Here is a 16,611-nt window from a genome sequence, read left to right on the forward strand (position 1 = left end):
ATCATAATATGTATAACCTTAGTTGAACACCGCTAATATTCAAGGCTATTGACATAGCGTTATTGCTTATATATCCTATTTTTATGAGTTTAAACCTCATCATTCAAATATAGCTAATCTTATAAACTTCAAAAATCTGTAAGTTATAGGAACAACTTAGTAATAAAGCGGTTCATTTTAGTTGAGTTACAACATGGAAAATACTACAGAAGAACAAACAATAATATCTGAAGTCAAAAATGATGAAGACATAGATGAAGAAGAGAAAAGGTTAAAAGCAGAAGATTCACGAAAGCAACTTAAAGCAATACTAATAACATTTGGTATTATTTTGACCGGTTTTTTAACTTTTACTTATTTCTTTTTTAATTACATCGAAGAAAAAGCGGAAGAATACAGACAACAGCAACAACAAGAAATTCAAAAGACTAATAAGAGTTGAATATTAGATTACCACCCTTCTCCTTTAATTATGATCTTGTTGTATGGCTGCGCTATAATTCCAGCAAGGTATTGTTGCGTGGATACCACCCCGTCATTGCGAGCGACTGAAAGAAGCGTGACAATCCAGAAAAAATAACAAAAAAATGCTGTAAATCAGCATTTTTTACTGAATTGCTACGTCAATTACTTACGTAATTTCTTCGCAATGACGGAAAAAACAATCCACGTAGGCAATGCCCGCTCGTAATGACTATTTTTATGCTGCTTTAAGTTTAGATTGTTGAAATTAGTTTTATCAAAATCATAGATAAAATCTTTGATAATAGGCACTATAAACTGTTTAAATTTACTTCCGCTAAATACCCCGTAATGCCCTGCCCCTTTTTGTCAATGGTATCTTTGCATTGATTCAGGTATATTTGAACAAAGTTTTAAAGCACCTTTTGTTTTGCCCTACCGCTGCAATATCATCTAATTCCCCTTCAATACCGAATAAAGCACATTTAGTAATATGTTTTAAATCGATCGGACGCTTCTCAGAAACTAATTTACCTGTTGCTAACGAAAATTGTTAGAATACTTCATCTATAGTTTGTAAGTAACACTCTGCCGGCATATCCATACCTGCTAAATACTCATCATAAAATTTAATAGTATGATCGGCTTTTTTATAGTCAGAATTTAATAAACTTTGCCATAATTCTAAATGTGAATCTATATGACGCAATAAGTTTAAACCCATAAAGACTGCAAGTTGGAGGAAACCGGGATATACTTTTCTACCATGTCCGGGATAGTTTGGCGGCACCTGCATTGTAACCATTTGGCAGAACCATTCTAAACGTTTACTTTGAGCGAATTCATTAACTGCCGTGGGATTTTTTCTAGCATCTATAGGGCCGCCCATCAAAATCATCGAACTCGGCACATGTGGACTATTACTCTCCGACATTAAGCTAATGGCGGCAAGCAATGGAACAGTAGGTTGGCAAACTGTCATAGTATGAACATTCGGTCCTATAAAATTGATAAACTCCATTACGTAATCAATATAATCATCCATATCAAAATGCCCTGCTTCAAGCGGCACATAACTGGCTTCCGTCCAATCTGTAATATAAATACCGGTATACAGTAATAATTCTTGTACTGTTGTTCTAAGTAAAGTAGCGTGATGTCCCGCCATGGCCATGGGTGCTACTATTAATAATTGAGGTAATTCTTTTTTAAAACCTATTTTCTGAAAATGCCTTAGTTCACAAAAAGACTTTTTTAGTATAACTTTTTCATTAATGTTATAGGTTTTATCATCAATAATTGTTTCAATGATTATTAAATTCGGGTTTTTCATATTTTCTAGTCATGCGTTCACAAAGCGTTAAATAAGCATGCATAATTCTTGCAAAACCGTTATCTCATGTTAATATGCTTCTTTTAGAATTTTTATACCTAAATGCATTGGAGCAATTTGTGCTCTAAGCCCCTCTAACATATAATATGTATAATTAGTACTTAAATCACAGTTAATCATAATTTATTCACAAATTTAAAAATAATGAATATAAATTTAGTTTAACACTAAAAATTCTTAGTACATTAATTTTAGGACTCACTGCTTAAATTTTTATAAATGCATGATAATAATGATCTATATATAAATATGTTTATTTTTTCTTCTTATTTTGCTTAGGAATTTTATTTACGTGGTCATTAATATTAAACCAAGTACTATCATTTACTTTCTGTTTTTTATAGACTGTATCAATATTATTTATATAATTTTCAAAATCTTTATTCTCTTCTGCTAACCTATTAGCCATATTCCAATCTATTTCTGGTCTTTCTCTAGCAGGAATTGATATGTTACTATCTTCAGGATTTTCTATATCTACTAAAATAAATCCTATACCATGCCTAGTATCATTTTATCTACTTTCAATTAAATCAGCAGCAACTACATAACCATAATGTGCACATGAGGAATTTGAGAAAGCCTGAAAAAACGATTCTCGTAAATTACTACGATTGATAATTTTTTTTGCTTCAAAAGACCAAAGCCTTGCTTGTTTTCATGCATAATATTTAGCACAATCTTTAATTAGTAAACTCCACTTTTCATTAAGAACTTCCATACCTACCCAATCTGGGATAACCATTTATTATTACCTTTAGTGCCTTGTTTATTTGAAGAAAAATTATGCTTAATAAGCATATTATGAATCTTCAATTTGTTTTGAAGATATAATGCCAGTGCATCACATACTTGCACTGCGGTTATTTTATCTTCTTTATTTGCATTTATTTTAGGTTCTGTGGCTTGTTCATTATTGACATAGTAATCAGGGTTTTGCGAATAATAAAACTTTAGCTTAGGTTTTAGCTCTATTCTAATATTAGGTTCTTGTCTTCGTTCAGCAGAAAGCTTACTACTGCTAATTTCACCTGCATCAATTCCTATAATCTCCTTATCTTTTTCTTCTTGAGTCTTGCTTCGTCAATGTGATTTTCTACAAACCATTCAGCTATACCATAAGAGGTAAATTTCTGATCTTCATGTGCTTTTAAAAAACCAATGATGGTATTTTTGCGATTAAATTCCATATCAAATATACTAATAATTGAAATACTATAAAATATACATATTATTTTAAAAATTGCAACTTTAAATTATCAAACTTGCTGTTTTTATAAAGTATTATTTATATATTTTTCAAATTTAGAAAATAATGTTTTGAAGTTACGAGTAGTAACATTTGCTACTTCTTTTGATGTTATATTTTTGAGTTCGGCAACTTTTTCAGCGACATACCTAACAAATGCCGGTTCGTTTTGTTTGCCTCGCATAGGCGTAGGAGCTAAATAAGGAGTGTCTGTTTCTATTAATAACCTATCAAGCGGTATATATTTGACTATTTCTTGTAAATCAGTAGCATTCTTGAAAGTTATAATCCCTGAAATTGAAATATATAAACCGATATCTAGCATTTTTGCCGCTAGATTTTTTGACGAGGTAAAGCAATGTATTAAACCTGGAAATGTGCTGTTACGCATTTCTGAGGTTAAAATGTCAATAGTATCTTCGTCTGCTTCTCTTGTATGAACAATAACAGGCAGGCGTGTACTAGACGCCGCATGTATATGTGCTACAAACAAATCTTTTTGTAATTTTTGATCGTAAGGCTGATGATAATAATCAAGCCCCGTTTCACCGATTCCGATAATTTTCGGATGCTGGGTTAGCATAATAATTACCTCAGCATCTGAGTTCGGGAAGACGTAGTCTTGACGTAGCAATCTTGTCCAAGCTTCCTGAGATTGCCACAGCACTTGCAGTGCTTCGCAATGACTAATAAAAGAATTCACTTCACACGGATGCACCCCAACACTCGCAAAAACATTTGCATATTTTTCAGCTATCTCTAAAATAATAGGTAAATCTTCAATTTTAGTGCAGATAGTTTGCATATACTGCACATTATTTTCTAATGCTCTTTGAATGACAGAATCTAAAAGCACTGCGTCATACCATGGTTTGACTACGGTATCTAGAACACAACTAATATTAGTTGTTTTAATACCCTCACTAGATCCCGCGATCGCGTCGCGGGATGAAAAGTTACTACGTAAATTAAGATGACAATGTGAATCTATTAACATATTATACTCTTAGTAGGTGTGTCATACTGCGGTCTCGCCACGGTATGACACACTATTCAAATTTTGGAAATAGTATGGTAGGTTCTAAAATATTGCGACCCGCTGTTAAAGTATAATCACGTATTAAATGCTTAAATAGACGTTCTTCTTTATTTACCCCTAACTGATCAAGCATTTTATTTGCTGAACTCGGTATAAAAGGCAGAAGCATTATCGCAATATAGCGTAAAACTTCTAGTAAAGCATATAACACTTCTAACGTTTTATCTGGATCGGTTTTTTTCAAATTCCAGGGTGCTTCGCTATCAATATAGATATTTGCCTCTTCGGCCAAATTAATAATATTTTCAAGAATTTTATTAATCTCTGTTTTGTCCATCAATAAAATATTCTGCTCGACACATTTACTTGCGGTTTTTAAAATCGGTAGCTCATATATTTTATCTATAACACCTTGCGTAAGCAAAGGCACTTTGGCGTCATTATTCTTATAAACAAAAGATGTAGTACGCTGTAATAAATTACCTATTTTGTTTGACAACTCGCTATTAATACGGGTAATTAAATTACTACGAGCAAAATTGCCGTCCGCACCAAAAGTTACTTCACGCATCAGAAAATACCTAACTTGATCAACACCGAATTCATCAATTAACTTAATCGGATCAATGGTATTACCAAGAGATTTAGAGATTTTCTGCCCATCATTCGTCCACCAGCCATGAGCCATAATTGTTTTCGGCAGCGGAACTTCTGCAGCCATTAAGAAAGCAGGCCAATAGACGGCATGAAAACGCAAGATATCTTTACCGACTACATGTAAATCAGCCGGCCAAAACTTACCGTAATTACTTTGTTCGTCAAGATAACCGAGTGCTGAAATATAATTAGCCAGTGCATCAAGCCAAACATAAATTACATGTTTTTCATTATTTGGCACTTTTATTCCCCAGTTAAAAGTAGTACGCGATACCGATAAATCTTTTAAACCCGATTTAACAAAGCTAATTACTTCGTTACGCCTTGATATAGGTCTGATAAAATCAGGGTTTGCTTCATAAAACTCAAGCAATTTATCCTGCCACTTTGAAAGATTAAAGAAATAGCTAGGCTCTTTAACCCATTCAACTGGAGCACCCGTCGGTGCTAAACCGTCCTTCGTAAGTTCCGACTCATCAAAAAAAGCCTCATCTCGCACTGCATACCACCCTTCATAAAAACCTTCATAAATGGTGCCGTTATCTAGTAATTTCTGCCAAAAAACAGCTACAGCTTCTTTATGTCTGTGTTCCGTTGTTCTGATAAAATCATCATTGGAAATATGCATAGCAGTCATCAGATGACGAAAACTCTCGGATGTTTGATCGGTAAATTTTTGTGGGTCAATATTTTTATTCATAGCTGCTTTTTCTACTTTCTGCCCATGTTCGTCAGTACCTGTTAAAAACATTACATCGAAACCTCGAAGTCGCATGAAACGAGCGATTACGTCACTTGCAACGCTAGTATAAGCATGACCGATATGGGGAATATCATTAACGTAATATATAGGGGTAGTAATGTAGTAAGTATTGTTCATAAATGCTTTTTTATTAACTCATGTACTTCAAGTGGACTTAAATCTGAAGCTTTAATTGTTTTTATTCTCTCAGGAAATCTATTACTTAATTCTTTAAAACAATAATAGATTTTTTTATAAAAATCTATACCTCTTATGTCAAATTTATTGTTCATATTTCGTGAATTGACTCTCTTAATAGCAGTATCCGGCTCTACGTCAATAAAAAACGTAATATCCGGCATAAGAGAAGGCATTAAAGTTTTGTGCAGATTATAAACTAAATCTATGCCGTTTTCTAGCTCTAATCCTTGATAACATACAGTTGAGTCAATAAACCTATCACATATTACAATATGTCCCTCTTGTAGAGCTGGTATAATTTTCCGTGCCATATGATCATAACGTGCTGCCATAGCTTGTAATAGCTCGGACATGGGTAGTAATTCTTCATGTACTAGAATTTCACGCATTTTTTCGGCTACAATAGTACCACCGACTTCACGAGTTAAAATAACGGGAGTATTTTGAGATTGTAAATATTCATAGAGCATTTGAGATTGAGTAGATTTGCCTATCCCTTCCCCTCCCTCAAATGTAATAAACTTTCCTTGTTTCAAATTATTCATTCATTACAATTACTTTAAGCTATAACTTTATAATCATATCTCTTAAAAAAATATTTACAAGGAAGATTACATACTTATATACTCCTACAAAACGAAGCGCTGTTATACGAAGATCAACTTGGGAAAGAGTAATCGTTCTGTAAGCCGAGGAGCAGAGCGTATATTAAACGTTCAGCATCCGAGGACTTACAAAGACATTGTCACCAATGTTCCAAATTCATCGAGTATAATCCATTATAAATTTTAAATTATTAATATATGAATAATGCATTAAGTAAAAGGGATTTTTCGATCCTAATCGGTAATGCGATGGATCATTTCGATACTGCACTTTATGGGTTTCTTGCTCCGCTACTTGCTGGTATTTTTTTTCCGCATCATGATAAAGTCGTTGCTTTAATACTTACCTATAGTGTTCTTGCTACGTCTTTATTTACACGTCCCATAGGCTCCTATTTTTTTGGCGTAATTGCTAAAAAATACGGCGGTGTTTTTGCTTTATCTTACTCTTTAATCGGCGTTGCTTTAACAACTAGCCTAATCGGTTTAATACCTTCACATGCTCAAATAGGCTGGCTTGCACCGCTATTATTAGTGTTGCTTAGAACGTTGCAAGGAATATATTCCGAGGGTGAATGTGCCATTGCTAAATTATTTATTTTAGAGAATAAAGAAGAAAAAAAAGCGTTTAAAGCTTCTTACCTTTATCAAACATCTACTATGGTCGGTATTATTCTTGCTTCATTTATCAGTACTATAGTTTTAAATGTAGAGTATAATACATATTGGCGTTTATGTTTCATATTTGGCGGACTTACAGCACTGGTAGGTTATTTCTTAAGAAAGCGCGAGGATATTGTAGTCAAGCCCTCATTTTCATCCTGCGGCTTGACCACGGGATCCAATAAAAAAGATAAAATTACTTTACGTAATTTTTGGATACTGTGGTCAAGCCACGGGATGACACCTGGGTCCTCTCCTCGCAATGACTTAGTATCATCACTATTACAAGACTTAACTACAATTTGGAACTGTAAACTAAGTATCTTACGCATTAGTTTTGCCACAGGTTTCTCATATATGACTTATATAGTACCTTTCGTCTTTTTGAATAGTTTTATTCCGCTTATCACTGATATATCACTCGAAATAATGATGAAATTTAATACTGAGTTTCTGATTTTTGATATGATTATGATTCCGATAATAGGGCATCTAACAAAAAAGCTACATTACCTTAAAATACTAAACGGTACTCTTATTTTAATGAGTTTAAGCATAATTCCTTTATGGCTCTGCTTGAATAATGCATCTATATGGTATGTTAATTTTGTACGTATTTGGATTATAATACTCGGTGTCGGGTTCTTGGCACCTTTGAACTGCTGGCTAAATGATTTATTTAAAACTGCCGATAAATATATGTTAGTCGGTATTGGCAGTAGTATAGGTGCTTCATTAATAGGACGTCTTACTCCGTCAATCTGCCTAATGCTATGGTATGTAACCGGCAACTCTTTATCAATTGCAGTTTATATAACCGCAATATCGATTGTCACTTTATGGGCTGTTGGAGGAGTTGTTGCACGGGTCAATGTCATTCCTGCGAAAGCAGGAATCCAGTAAAACATATAAAAATTAAATTCTTATATGTTTTTTACTAGAAATGTAATACTTACAGCAATATTAATGTTATTTTTATGGATTCCTGCTTTCGCAGGAATGACATCAAGAACATTATCTAATCCCTAACAAGACTGTTATTAGGAAAAGAATTTAATAAAACACCATACTCAAAACTAATCCGATATAATTATTAGCTCTGAATCTTGTCATACAATTGGCAGGATTTTCAATATCAAGAGTTGCTACTTGTAATATCAGTAAAATTAAAGCAGCTAAAATAGGTAAATAGTCGATATTATGGTTAGCCATTTTTGTTGCTAGAATAAATAACAATATAAAACCTATATAACATATATAAAGCCAAAGCTTAGAATGCTTGTTCTCTAAATATATACTTAACGATTTCACTCCTATTTTCTTATCATCTTTTATATCCATATATCCGTAAATCGTATCATAACCGATGGCCCAAAAACAACATGCTAAATACATAATAATCGCTGCTATATCAAGTGTATCCTGAACTGCCGCATAAGCTATTAAGGCCCCTAGCTTAAATGTAAATCCCAAAAAGATTTGCGGGAAATAAGTAATACGTTTCATTAACGGGTATAGGCTAATCATTATTACCGCAAAAAAACCTATATATATAGCTGTTTTGTTTAAAAGTAGCAAAATACAAAGTGAGATAATGCTAAGAATAAAGAGTATCAAAATAGCATAAGAAACAGATAAAGCCTTGCTAGCTAAAGGTCTCTCTTTAGTCCTTGCGACATGCTTATCAAATTTTCTATCAAATATATCGTTAATAATACACCCGCTACTTCTAGCTGTTATACTACCTAAAATAAATAACGGTAATAAATGTATTAACTCCGTTCTTGAGGGGTTTGCAAGCAGTAACCCAAATAAAGCAGGAAAAAAAACCAGCAAATAAGCTACCAGCTTATCTGCACGCATTAATTTTAAGGTAAGCAAAAGTTTGTCTAGAATTAGCATATTAAACTTTAAATTTAAATAAATATTTATAGATAATTTAAGATAAAATACGCCACGCAATAAAGCTACTAGATTTTTATGGCTAAAAAATTAAAACATGATTCATTAGTAAAAATAATAATGAACGACCCAGTAGCAGCACAAGAATTTTTGGAATATTATTTACCCGATGATTTTAATAGTAGATTTATAAAAAATAACGGTAGAACAAGAAAGCTACATTGAGGAATCTTTAAATAAGAAATGTAGTAATATAACATATAAAATTAGCACCAATAATAAAGAAGAAGCATTTGTTTATGTATTAGTAGAGGCCCAATCAACAATTGATTATTGGACGGCTTTGCGGTTATGGAAATATACACTATTATTATGTGAAAGACATAAGCAAGGCAAGGATAAATTACCAATTACCGCTAGTCTATAATTTAGTTATTTACAACGGTAAAGAAATTTATAATGCTCCAAGAAATCTGTGGAGTTTATTTACTTATAGTGTGATGGCAAAGAAATTAATGGGGGAAGATTATCAATTAGTAGATTTGCAAGCTATGACAGATGATGAAATCGTCAAGAAAAAACATTTAGGTATGCTAGAATATATGATGCAGCATATCCAATATGCAGGATATGATAAAACTATGGGAGAAGTTTTTAAAAGAGTTTAAGCATATTATAATATTGGATAAAGAAAAAGGTTATATTTACCTAAGATCGTTCTTATGGTATACTAACGCAAAATTATCAAAACAAAAACAACCGGAATTAGTAGAAGTATTAGATATACATCTATTACCGCAAGATAAGGATACTATTATGAAAACTATCGCTGATACATATCGAGATGAAGGCAAGGTGCAGGGTATTGCGATAGGCAAAGCTGAGGGCGAACATAATAAGGCAGTAATTATAGCGAAGGAAATGTTCAGTCAGGGCTGTAAAATTCCTGTTATTGCCAAAATTACAGGTCTTCAAGAAACTTTCGTTCGCTCAATTGTAAATAAGTAATTAATCATGCAAGCACCACTTGCACAAATCCTAAATATCCATATCCTCCCAAAGAAAAGCATCTATTGTCATAATCACATATAACCTTTATAATAATATTCTTGAATCAACTACAAAATCTATGAAAGAATTTCCAAAAAATTATAATTTTACCGAAAATGAAAAAAAGTGGCAGCAAATTTGGCAAGAGAAACAAATTTATGCTTATAATCCAAACGTTGCAAAAGAAGAAACCTATGTAATCGATACTCCGCCTCCAACAGTTTCAGGGCAGTTACATATCGGTCATGTTTATAGCTATACGCAAACCGACTTTATTGTACGTTTTCAGCGTATGATGGGTAAAAATATCTTTTATCCTATGGGTTTTGACGATAACGGGTTACCGACCGAGAGACTTGTTGAAAAGCAGAAACAGATCAAAGCTTATAATATGGAGCGATCTGAATTTATAAAAATTTGCGAAGAGGTAGTAGAAAGTGAAGAAGAAAAGTTTAGAAGTCTATTTAACCAAATAGCTTTATCGGTTGATTGGAGTTTAGAGTACCAAACTATTAGTCCGTTATCACGAAAAATATCACAAATGTCTTTTCTTGATTTAGTACAAAAAGAAGAAATTTATCGTACTAATCAACCGATTTTATGGGATCCAGTAGATGGTACAGCTCTTGCCCAAGCCGATATTGAGGATAAGGAACAAACCTCTTTAATGAATTATATTACGTTTAAAACCGAGCAAGGAGACCCGCTTACTATAGCCACTACCAGACCTGAGTTATTACCGGCTTGCGTAGCCGTATTTTATCACCCTGACGATGGACGTTATAAGCATCTAGCCGGTAAATCAGCTATAACCCCACTTTTTAATGAGCAAGTTCCACTGCTTGCTGACCCTTTAGTACGACAAGATAAAGGTACGGGACTGGTAATGTGCTGTACGTTTGGTGATCAAACAGATATTACTTGGTGGAAGACACATAATCTACCTTTAAAAACTATTATCACTAAAAAAGGTACAATAGACTGCCAACATGAAACTTCTATAGATGGGTTGAAAATTAAAGAAGCTCGAACAAAAATAATAGATATTTTAAAAGAACAAGAGTTGCTTATTAAACAAGAAGACATCACTCATACCGTTAAATGTGCCGAGAGGTCAGGTGCTCCTCTTGAGATACTAACTGTACCGCAATGGTTCGTTAAAACTATATCACATAAAGAAGCATTGCTTAAAAGAGCGAATGAGTTAAATTGGCATCCTAAAAATATGAAGATTCGTTTAGAGAATTGGATTAATGCCATTAGTTGGGATTGGTGTATAAGTAGGCAGCGTTATTTTGGTGTACCTTTCCCTGTTTGGTACTCTAAAAGAGTAGGTGAGGAAGGAAAAATCTTATATGCCGATGTTACGCAACTACCTATCGATCCGTTAAAAGATTTACCTATGGGTTATAGTAAAGAAGAAGTGGAACCTGATTATGACGTAATGGATACTTGGGCAACAAGTTCCGTTTCGCCTCAACTTTCTACTCATGGAATTTCTGACGATTTCGCTGTTAATAAAGATAGGCACGATAAATTATTTCCGATGGATTTAAGACCTCAAGCACATGAAATTATCAGAACTTGGGCGTTCTATACTATTTTAAAAGCTCATTTACACCAAAATACTTTGCCGTGGAAAAACATCATGATAAGCGGTTGGTGTTTAGCTGAAGATCGAAGTAAAATGTCAAAATCTAAGGGCAATGTTTTAGTTCCTGAAAAACTGTTAGAACAATATGGTTCCGACGTGATACGTTATTGGTCGGCAAATTCAAAGCTAGGTGCTGATACCGCCTATTCTGAAGACGTTATGAAAAACGGCAAAAGGCTTGTTAACAAGCTATGGAGTGCCGCTAAATTTGTTTTTATACATTTTGATAAACTGAAAGGTGAAGATAAAAAAGCGAGTTTACTCGATATTAAAGAAAAAATCACTAACGAGTTTGATAAATGGATGGTTAATAAGCTAGTGGAATTAGTTAAGCTAGCTACAAATGAGTTACAAAACTACGAATATGCAAATGCTATGCATCTGACGGAAAAATTCTTTTGGGTGGTATTTTGTGATAATTATTTAGAAATAAGCAAAACAAGAAGCTATGATGAGGAACACCAAAATCCACAAGGACAATATAGTAGCATATTAACTTTATATCATGTTATGCAAACGTTACTGAAACTATTTGCACCTTTCATGCCGCATATTACCGAAGAATTATACCAAATATTATATAGTGAAAATTCTATTCATGTTAAAGGTAGCTGGGTTAATTACAGTGACTTAAATTATGAAATCAATGCAAAAGGAGCAGAAGGGCTGCTTGAAATACTAGATATCGTCAGAAAATTCAAAGCTGAGAAGAATCTATCTATAAAAGCTCCAATAAAATTGCTTGAAGTTAGCGGCATAGTATTATCTGCAGAATTAGCAGAAGATTTAAAAAACGTCACATCGGCAGAAGAAATACAATTTGAGATGAAAGATGATAAAATTAAAGTCAATATTATCCTTTAAAAATATTATAGGTTTAATATTAATTATATTTGCCGGGATATTTTTTTATGTTTATATATTAGAACATGACTGGCGATATGTAACCTTAAGTGATGAACAAGTAAAAAAATACAGGATTAGCGAGAAAAAAGCTATTGCCCTTTATCAGTTAATGAAAGACACTCATGAGCTACTTGGTAAGAATAATATTAATTATTGGATAGACGGCGGCACTCTGCTTGGAGCCGTTAGACATCAAGGCATAATTCCTTTTGACGATGATTTAGATATCGGCATTATGCATGAAGACGAAATACGTTTGCAACAAATATTACCACAATTTGAACAACTTGGTTATACTGTTTCCTATAAGAGAGCTTATAATATATGCAAAAAAGCTTGTTTAGATATTTTCATTTTTCATAAAGAACAAAACAAATTTATATATACTAATTTAGCGGTTCGAAATAAGTATCCGAAGAGTGTATTTTATGATAATGAATTATATCCTTTAAAAAAATATAAATTCGGTAGTATAGAGGTTTACGGTCCCGCTGATCCTATAGGAAATCTAAATAGGCAATATCCAGAATGGGATAAATATGCAATAATATACAGCCCTCATAGCTTACATTTACCTTTTTTATCGAATATCGAGAAAAAAACTAAATTTATATTAACGCCGGAATTGTTAAAACCGGCTCAGCCTTTTAGTCCTTTAGAGGATAGAATAAACTTTTAAACAAATTGAGATAAAAAAGTCATAACCGGTTGTTTTATATAGATTAATGATTTATATTAACGCCGGAATTGTTAAAACCGGCTCAGCCTTTTAGTCCTTTAAAGGATAGAATAAACTTTTAAACAAATTGAGATAAAAAAGTCATAACCGGTTGTTTTATATAGATTAATGATTTATATTAACGCCGGAATTGTTAAAACCGGCTCAGCCTTTTAGTCCTTTAAAGGATAGAATAAACTTTTAAACAAATTGAGATAAAAAAGTCATAACCGGTTGTTTTATATAGATTAATGTAATTTAAGATTCAAGGTGATAAAATTAAAGTCAATATTATCCTTTAAAAATATTTTACGCTCAATCCTTACTATTTTCGTCGGTATATTGTGTTATGCTTATCTACTAGAACATAATTGGCGATATGTAACCTTAAGTGATGAACAAGTAAAAAAATACAGGATTAGCGAGAAAAAAGCTATTGCCCTTTATCAGTTAATGAAAGACACTCATGAGCTACTTGGTAAGAATAATATTAATTATTGGATAGACGGCGGCACTCTGCTTGGAGCCGTTAGACATCAAGGCATAATTCCTTTTGACGATGATTTAGATATCGGCATTATGCATGAAGACGAAATACGTTTGCAACAAATATTACCACAATTTGAACAATTAGGATATCGTGTTAAACATAATAAAATTTATGTAATTTGCGGAGAAAGATGCTTAGATATTTTCGTATTTCATAAAGAAAATGATAAATTTGTTCATTTTAATCAAAGTATGCGTAATAAATATCCAAATGATTTTTTTTATGATTATGAGCTATATCCTTTAAAAAAATATAAATTTGGTAGTATAGAAGTATATGGGCCATCTGAATATAAAGAGAATTTGAATAGACAATATCTAGAATGGGATAAATATGCAATAATATACAGCCCTCATAGCTTACATTTACCTTTTTTATCGAATATCGAGAAAAAAACTAAATTTATATTAACGCCGGAATTGTTAAAACCGGCTCAGCCTTTTAGTCCTTTAGAGGATAGAATAAACTTTTAAACAAATTGAGATAAAAAAGTCATAACCGGTTGTTTTATATAGATTAATGTAATTTAAGATTCAAGGTGATAAAATTAAAGTCAATATTATCCTTTAAAAATATTTTACGCTCAATCCTTACTATTTTCGTCGGTATATTGTGTTATGCTTATCTACTAGAACATAATTGGCGATATGTAACCTTAAGTGATGAACAAGTAAAAAAATACAGGATTAGCGAGAAAAAAGCTATTGCCCTTTATCAGTTAATGAAAGACACTCATGAGCTACTTGGTAAGAATAATATTAATTATTGGATAGACGGCGGCACTCTGCTTGGAGCCGTTAGACATCAAGGCATAATTCCTTTTGACGATGATTTAGATATCGGCATTATGCATGAAGACGAAATACGTTTGCAACAAATATTACCACAATTTGAACAACTTGGTTATACTGTTTCCTATAAGAGAGTTTATAATATATGCAAAAAAGCTTGTTTAGATATTTTCATTTTTCATAAAGAACAAAACAAATTTATATATACTAATTTAGCGGTTCGAAATAAGTATCCGAAGAGTGTATTTTATGATAATGAATTATATCCTTTAAAAAAATATAAATTCGGTAGTATAGAGGTTTACGGTCCCGCTGATCCTATAGGAAATCTAAATAGGCAATATCCAGAATGGGATAAATATGCAATAATATACAGCCCTCATAGCTTACATTTACCTTTTTTATCGAATATCGAGAAAAAAACTAAATTTATATTAACACCGGAATTGTTAAAACCGGCTCAGCCACTCGGACCGCTAGAAGATAAAGTGCATATAGTCAATTCAGCTACATTTAGTGGTATGTGCGAGGATACAGCTTATCATTAAATGTCGAATTGGTAATGACTATTTCGATATAAGCAACGAAATAGTCATATGATTTACATTTGCCTAGATTACCTTTTTTGCAAAAATTCATATCAAACAAGTTGAGATAAGAAAGTAATAGCCGGTACTATCCATAAACCCGGTGTATCAAAGCAAGAGTCTGAAATAGCTTGTTTATTTTGAATTACTTGAAAACTAAACTCAGGGTTAAGTAATGCATGAAAATATTTTAAGCTTGAAGAAACGGTTGAGTCACTTACTTTTGCTTCCACTAAAATCCACGGTTGGTTATCTTTTGTTATTACTAAATCGACTGCACGTTTTTGTTTATCACGCAGATAGTATAAACCAAAATCACCAAGCCCTGTTTCGTTCCAAAAATATACGGCTTTTAAAAGGTGAGAAGCTACAAGATTTTCAAATCTCGTTCCTATATCTTTTATTTGCGATCAATCCCAAAGGTAAATTTGGGGCTCTTTTATCAAACTTTTTACAACATTTTTAGACCAAGGTTTGATAGCAAAACAATAATAATGCTTTTCTAGCAAAGAGAGCCATCTTCTTATTGTTTGGTCTGAAACTCTAACTTTGTTAGCAAGGTTTGTATAGCTTATTAATGAGCCGGCTTGCTCATTTATAATGCTAGCAAGTCATTCTAACGCACAAATATTGTTGATGTCTTCAGTATTTCTTACATCTTCTCTAAATAATTGCTCGAATCTTTGATTACTCCATATTCTATGAAACTTAGCAGTTGCTTTTAAATAACTTTCTGCAAATCCTCCAAAATTTATTAAAGCTTCAAATTCATCTATAGTGATATTTTTGGGGCTTTTTATATAATCAATGTCATTATCAAAATTTTTAGCTATTTCAGATACCGATAACGGATGCACGGTTAAACTTATATAACGTCCCATTAGGCTATCACCGCCTTTTTTATATATATTTAATTTGGCACTACCTGTTATAATAAATTCAATATTTTCTCCGAATTTATCATAAAATCCTTTTACAAGATTTTTCCAATCTTTATATTTATGAATTTCATCTAATATTAAGCACGGTTTCTTATCGGATATAGTAGAAAGTAGATTTTTAAAAAGTTCGGTGTGTTTGTTTAAGATTTTATTTCTATCTTCTAGATAATCCCAATTTAGGTAAATTGAATTAGGATTAGGCTTAATCACTTGTTTTGATATAGTTTTTCCTACGTACCTTGCTCCGCTTATAAATACAAGCTTACCATAATTTGTTAGATATTCTTCAACGTGCTTTTTATATAACCTATCCATTATAATATCTCTATAAGTTTATAAAAATATTATAGGTTAATATCGAAATAGTCTTACTTGTAGTATTGAAATTGAGCATTGCCTAGAAAAAGTTATTTTATAGTTTAGCCTTCCGATGTCATTCCCACGAAAGCGGGCATGCTTTGTTGCGTGGACCAGTTTCCTAATTGTCATCCCGCGACTTGA

General features: G+C 32.5%; 13 protein-coding genes and 3 pseudogenes. 7 read left to right on the top strand and 9 right to left on the bottom strand.

Features of this window, described 5'->3' with window-relative positions; genetic code table 11:
- Positions 1-193 precede the first annotated feature (193 nt).
- Positions 194-442, top strand: coding sequence for an RP671a family tick cell line-upregulated protein (locus RSA_RS05235; RefSeq protein ID WP_012736970.1), 249 nt, complete (start codon positions 194-196; stop codon positions 440-442).
- A 266-nt stretch (positions 443-708) separates the two neighbouring features.
- Here RSA_RS05235 and phaZ read toward each other — a convergent pair.
- The 6 genes and pseudogenes from phaZ to tmk form a co-directional block, all read right to left on the bottom strand.
- Positions 709-1,975, bottom strand: a pseudogene (gene phaZ / locus RSA_RS08600) (polyhydroxyalkanoate depolymerase); the annotation flags it as partial.
- 133 nt (positions 1,976-2,108) lie between these two features.
- A complete protein-coding gene (locus RSA_RS09065) occupies positions 2,109-2,264 on the bottom strand; it encodes a hypothetical protein (RefSeq protein WP_004997723.1) in 156 nt (51 codons plus the stop codon).
- Positions 2,265-2,898: 634 nt separating this feature from the next.
- Positions 2,899-3,045 carry a hypothetical protein gene (locus RSA_RS09070; protein ID WP_012151186.1) on the bottom strand — a complete coding sequence of 49 codons (147 nt, stop codon included), beginning with the start codon at positions 3,043-3,045 and terminating at the stop codon, positions 2,899-2,901.
- An 84-nt stretch (positions 3,046-3,129) separates the two neighbouring features.
- The gene (locus tag RSA_RS05245; RefSeq protein WP_014364943.1) at positions 3,130-4,101 is read right to left on the bottom strand and encodes a TatD family hydrolase; all 972 of its coding nucleotides are present in this window, start codon (positions 4,099-4,101) and stop codon (positions 3,130-3,132) included.
- A gap of 52 nt (positions 4,102-4,153) precedes the next feature.
- The gene (metG, locus tag RSA_RS05250) at positions 4,154-5,680 is read right to left on the bottom strand and encodes a methionine--tRNA ligase (RefSeq protein WP_014364944.1); all 1,527 of its coding nucleotides are present in this window, start codon (positions 5,678-5,680) and stop codon (positions 4,154-4,156) included.
- Entirely contained in the window at positions 5,677-6,288 is a 612-nt protein-coding gene (gene tmk / locus RSA_RS05255) for a dTMP kinase (RefSeq protein ID WP_014364945.1), read from the bottom strand. The genes metG and tmk overlap by 4 nt, the downstream gene beginning before the upstream one ends.
- A 258-nt stretch (positions 6,289-6,546) precedes the next feature.
- On the opposite strand from tmk, the gene RSA_RS05260 reads away from it, so the two are divergent.
- Positions 6,547-7,914, top strand: a complete 1,368-nt coding sequence (locus RSA_RS05260) for an MFS transporter (RefSeq protein ID WP_014364946.1) — start codon at positions 6,547-6,549, stop codon at positions 7,912-7,914.
- Between the two features lie 150 nt (positions 7,915-8,064).
- Here RSA_RS05260 and ubiA read toward each other — a convergent pair whose 3' ends face one another.
- The gene (gene ubiA / locus RSA_RS05265; protein WP_041472409.1) at positions 8,065-8,913 is read right to left on the bottom strand and encodes a 4-hydroxybenzoate octaprenyltransferase; all 849 of its coding nucleotides are present in this window, start codon (positions 8,911-8,913) and stop codon (positions 8,065-8,067) included.
- Between the two features lie 78 nt (positions 8,914-8,991).
- On the opposite strand from ubiA, the pseudogene RSA_RS10070 reads away from it, so the two are divergent.
- From RSA_RS10070 to RSA_RS05290, 5 genes and pseudogenes are all read left to right on the top strand, one after another.
- Positions 8,992-9,921 (top strand): annotated as a pseudogene (locus tag RSA_RS10070) (Rpn family recombination-promoting nuclease/putative transposase).
- Between the two features lie 121 nt (positions 9,922-10,042).
- On the top strand, positions 10,043-12,481 hold the full coding sequence (locus RSA_RS05275; protein ID WP_014364947.1) for a valine--tRNA ligase: 2,439 nt from the start codon (positions 10,043-10,045) through the stop codon (positions 12,479-12,481).
- Positions 12,450-13,202, top strand: coding sequence for a LicD family protein (locus tag RSA_RS05280; RefSeq protein WP_014364948.1), 753 nt, complete (start codon positions 12,450-12,452; stop codon positions 13,200-13,202). Before RSA_RS05275 ends, RSA_RS05280 begins: the two co-directional genes overlap by 32 nt.
- A 309-nt stretch (positions 13,203-13,511) precedes the next feature.
- Positions 13,512-14,264, top strand: a complete 753-nt coding sequence (locus RSA_RS05285) for a LicD family protein (protein ID WP_014364949.1) — start codon at positions 13,512-13,514, stop codon at positions 14,262-14,264.
- Between the two features lie 65 nt (positions 14,265-14,329).
- Positions 14,330-15,130, top strand: a complete 801-nt coding sequence (locus RSA_RS05290) for a LicD family protein (RefSeq protein WP_014364950.1) — start codon at positions 14,330-14,332, stop codon at positions 15,128-15,130.
- Positions 15,131-15,222: 92 nt separating this feature from the next.
- On the opposite strand, the pseudogene RSA_RS10495 reads toward RSA_RS05290, so the two are convergent.
- Both RSA_RS10495 and RSA_RS09700 read right to left on the bottom strand, forming a co-directional pair.
- Positions 15,223-15,771 (bottom strand): annotated as a pseudogene (locus RSA_RS10495) (DUF4143 domain-containing protein).
- 9 nt (positions 15,772-15,780) lie between these two features.
- Complete coding sequence (locus tag RSA_RS09700) at positions 15,781-16,425, bottom strand: ATP-binding protein (RefSeq protein WP_231284215.1); 645 nt, start codon at positions 16,423-16,425, stop codon at positions 15,781-15,783.
- Positions 16,426-16,611 lie beyond the last annotated feature (186 nt).

It is taken from the genome of Rickettsia philipii str. 364D (assembly GCF_000283995.1).
Classification (GTDB): Bacteria; Pseudomonadota; Alphaproteobacteria; order Rickettsiales; family Rickettsiaceae; genus Rickettsia; species Rickettsia rickettsii.

Coding starts and splice junctions, on each gene's coding strand:
- RSA_RS05235 (WP_012736970.1), top strand. CDS start 194: ATGGAAAATACTACAGAAGAACAAACAATAATATCTGAAGTCAAAAAT.
- RSA_RS09065 (WP_004997723.1), bottom strand. CDS start 2,264: ATGGCTAATAGGTTAGCAGAAGAGAATAAAGATTTTGAAAATTATATA.
- RSA_RS09070 (WP_012151186.1), bottom strand. CDS start 3,045: ATGGAATTTAATCGCAAAAATACCATCATTGGTTTTTTAAAAGCACAT.
- RSA_RS05245 (WP_014364943.1), bottom strand. CDS start 4,101: ATGTTAATAGATTCACATTGTCATCTTAATTTACGTAGTAACTTTTCA.
- metG (WP_014364944.1), bottom strand. CDS start 5,680: ATGAACAATACTTACTACATTACTACCCCTATATATTACGTTAATGAT.
- tmk (WP_014364945.1), bottom strand. CDS start 6,288: ATGAATAATTTGAAACAAGGAAAGTTTATTACATTTGAGGGAGGGGAA.
- RSA_RS05260 (WP_014364946.1), top strand. CDS start 6,547: ATGAATAATGCATTAAGTAAAAGGGATTTTTCGATCCTAATCGGTAAT.
- ubiA (WP_041472409.1), bottom strand. CDS start 8,913: ATGCTAATTCTAGACAAACTTTTGCTTACCTTAAAATTAATGCGTGCA.
- RSA_RS05275 (WP_014364947.1), top strand. CDS start 10,043: ATGAAAGAATTTCCAAAAAATTATAATTTTACCGAAAATGAAAAAAAG.
- RSA_RS05280 (WP_014364948.1), top strand. CDS start 12,450: ATGATAAAATTAAAGTCAATATTATCCTTTAAAAATATTATAGGTTTA.
- RSA_RS09700 (WP_231284215.1), bottom strand. CDS start 16,425: ATGGATAGGTTATATAAAAAGCACGTTGAAGAATATCTAACAAATTAT.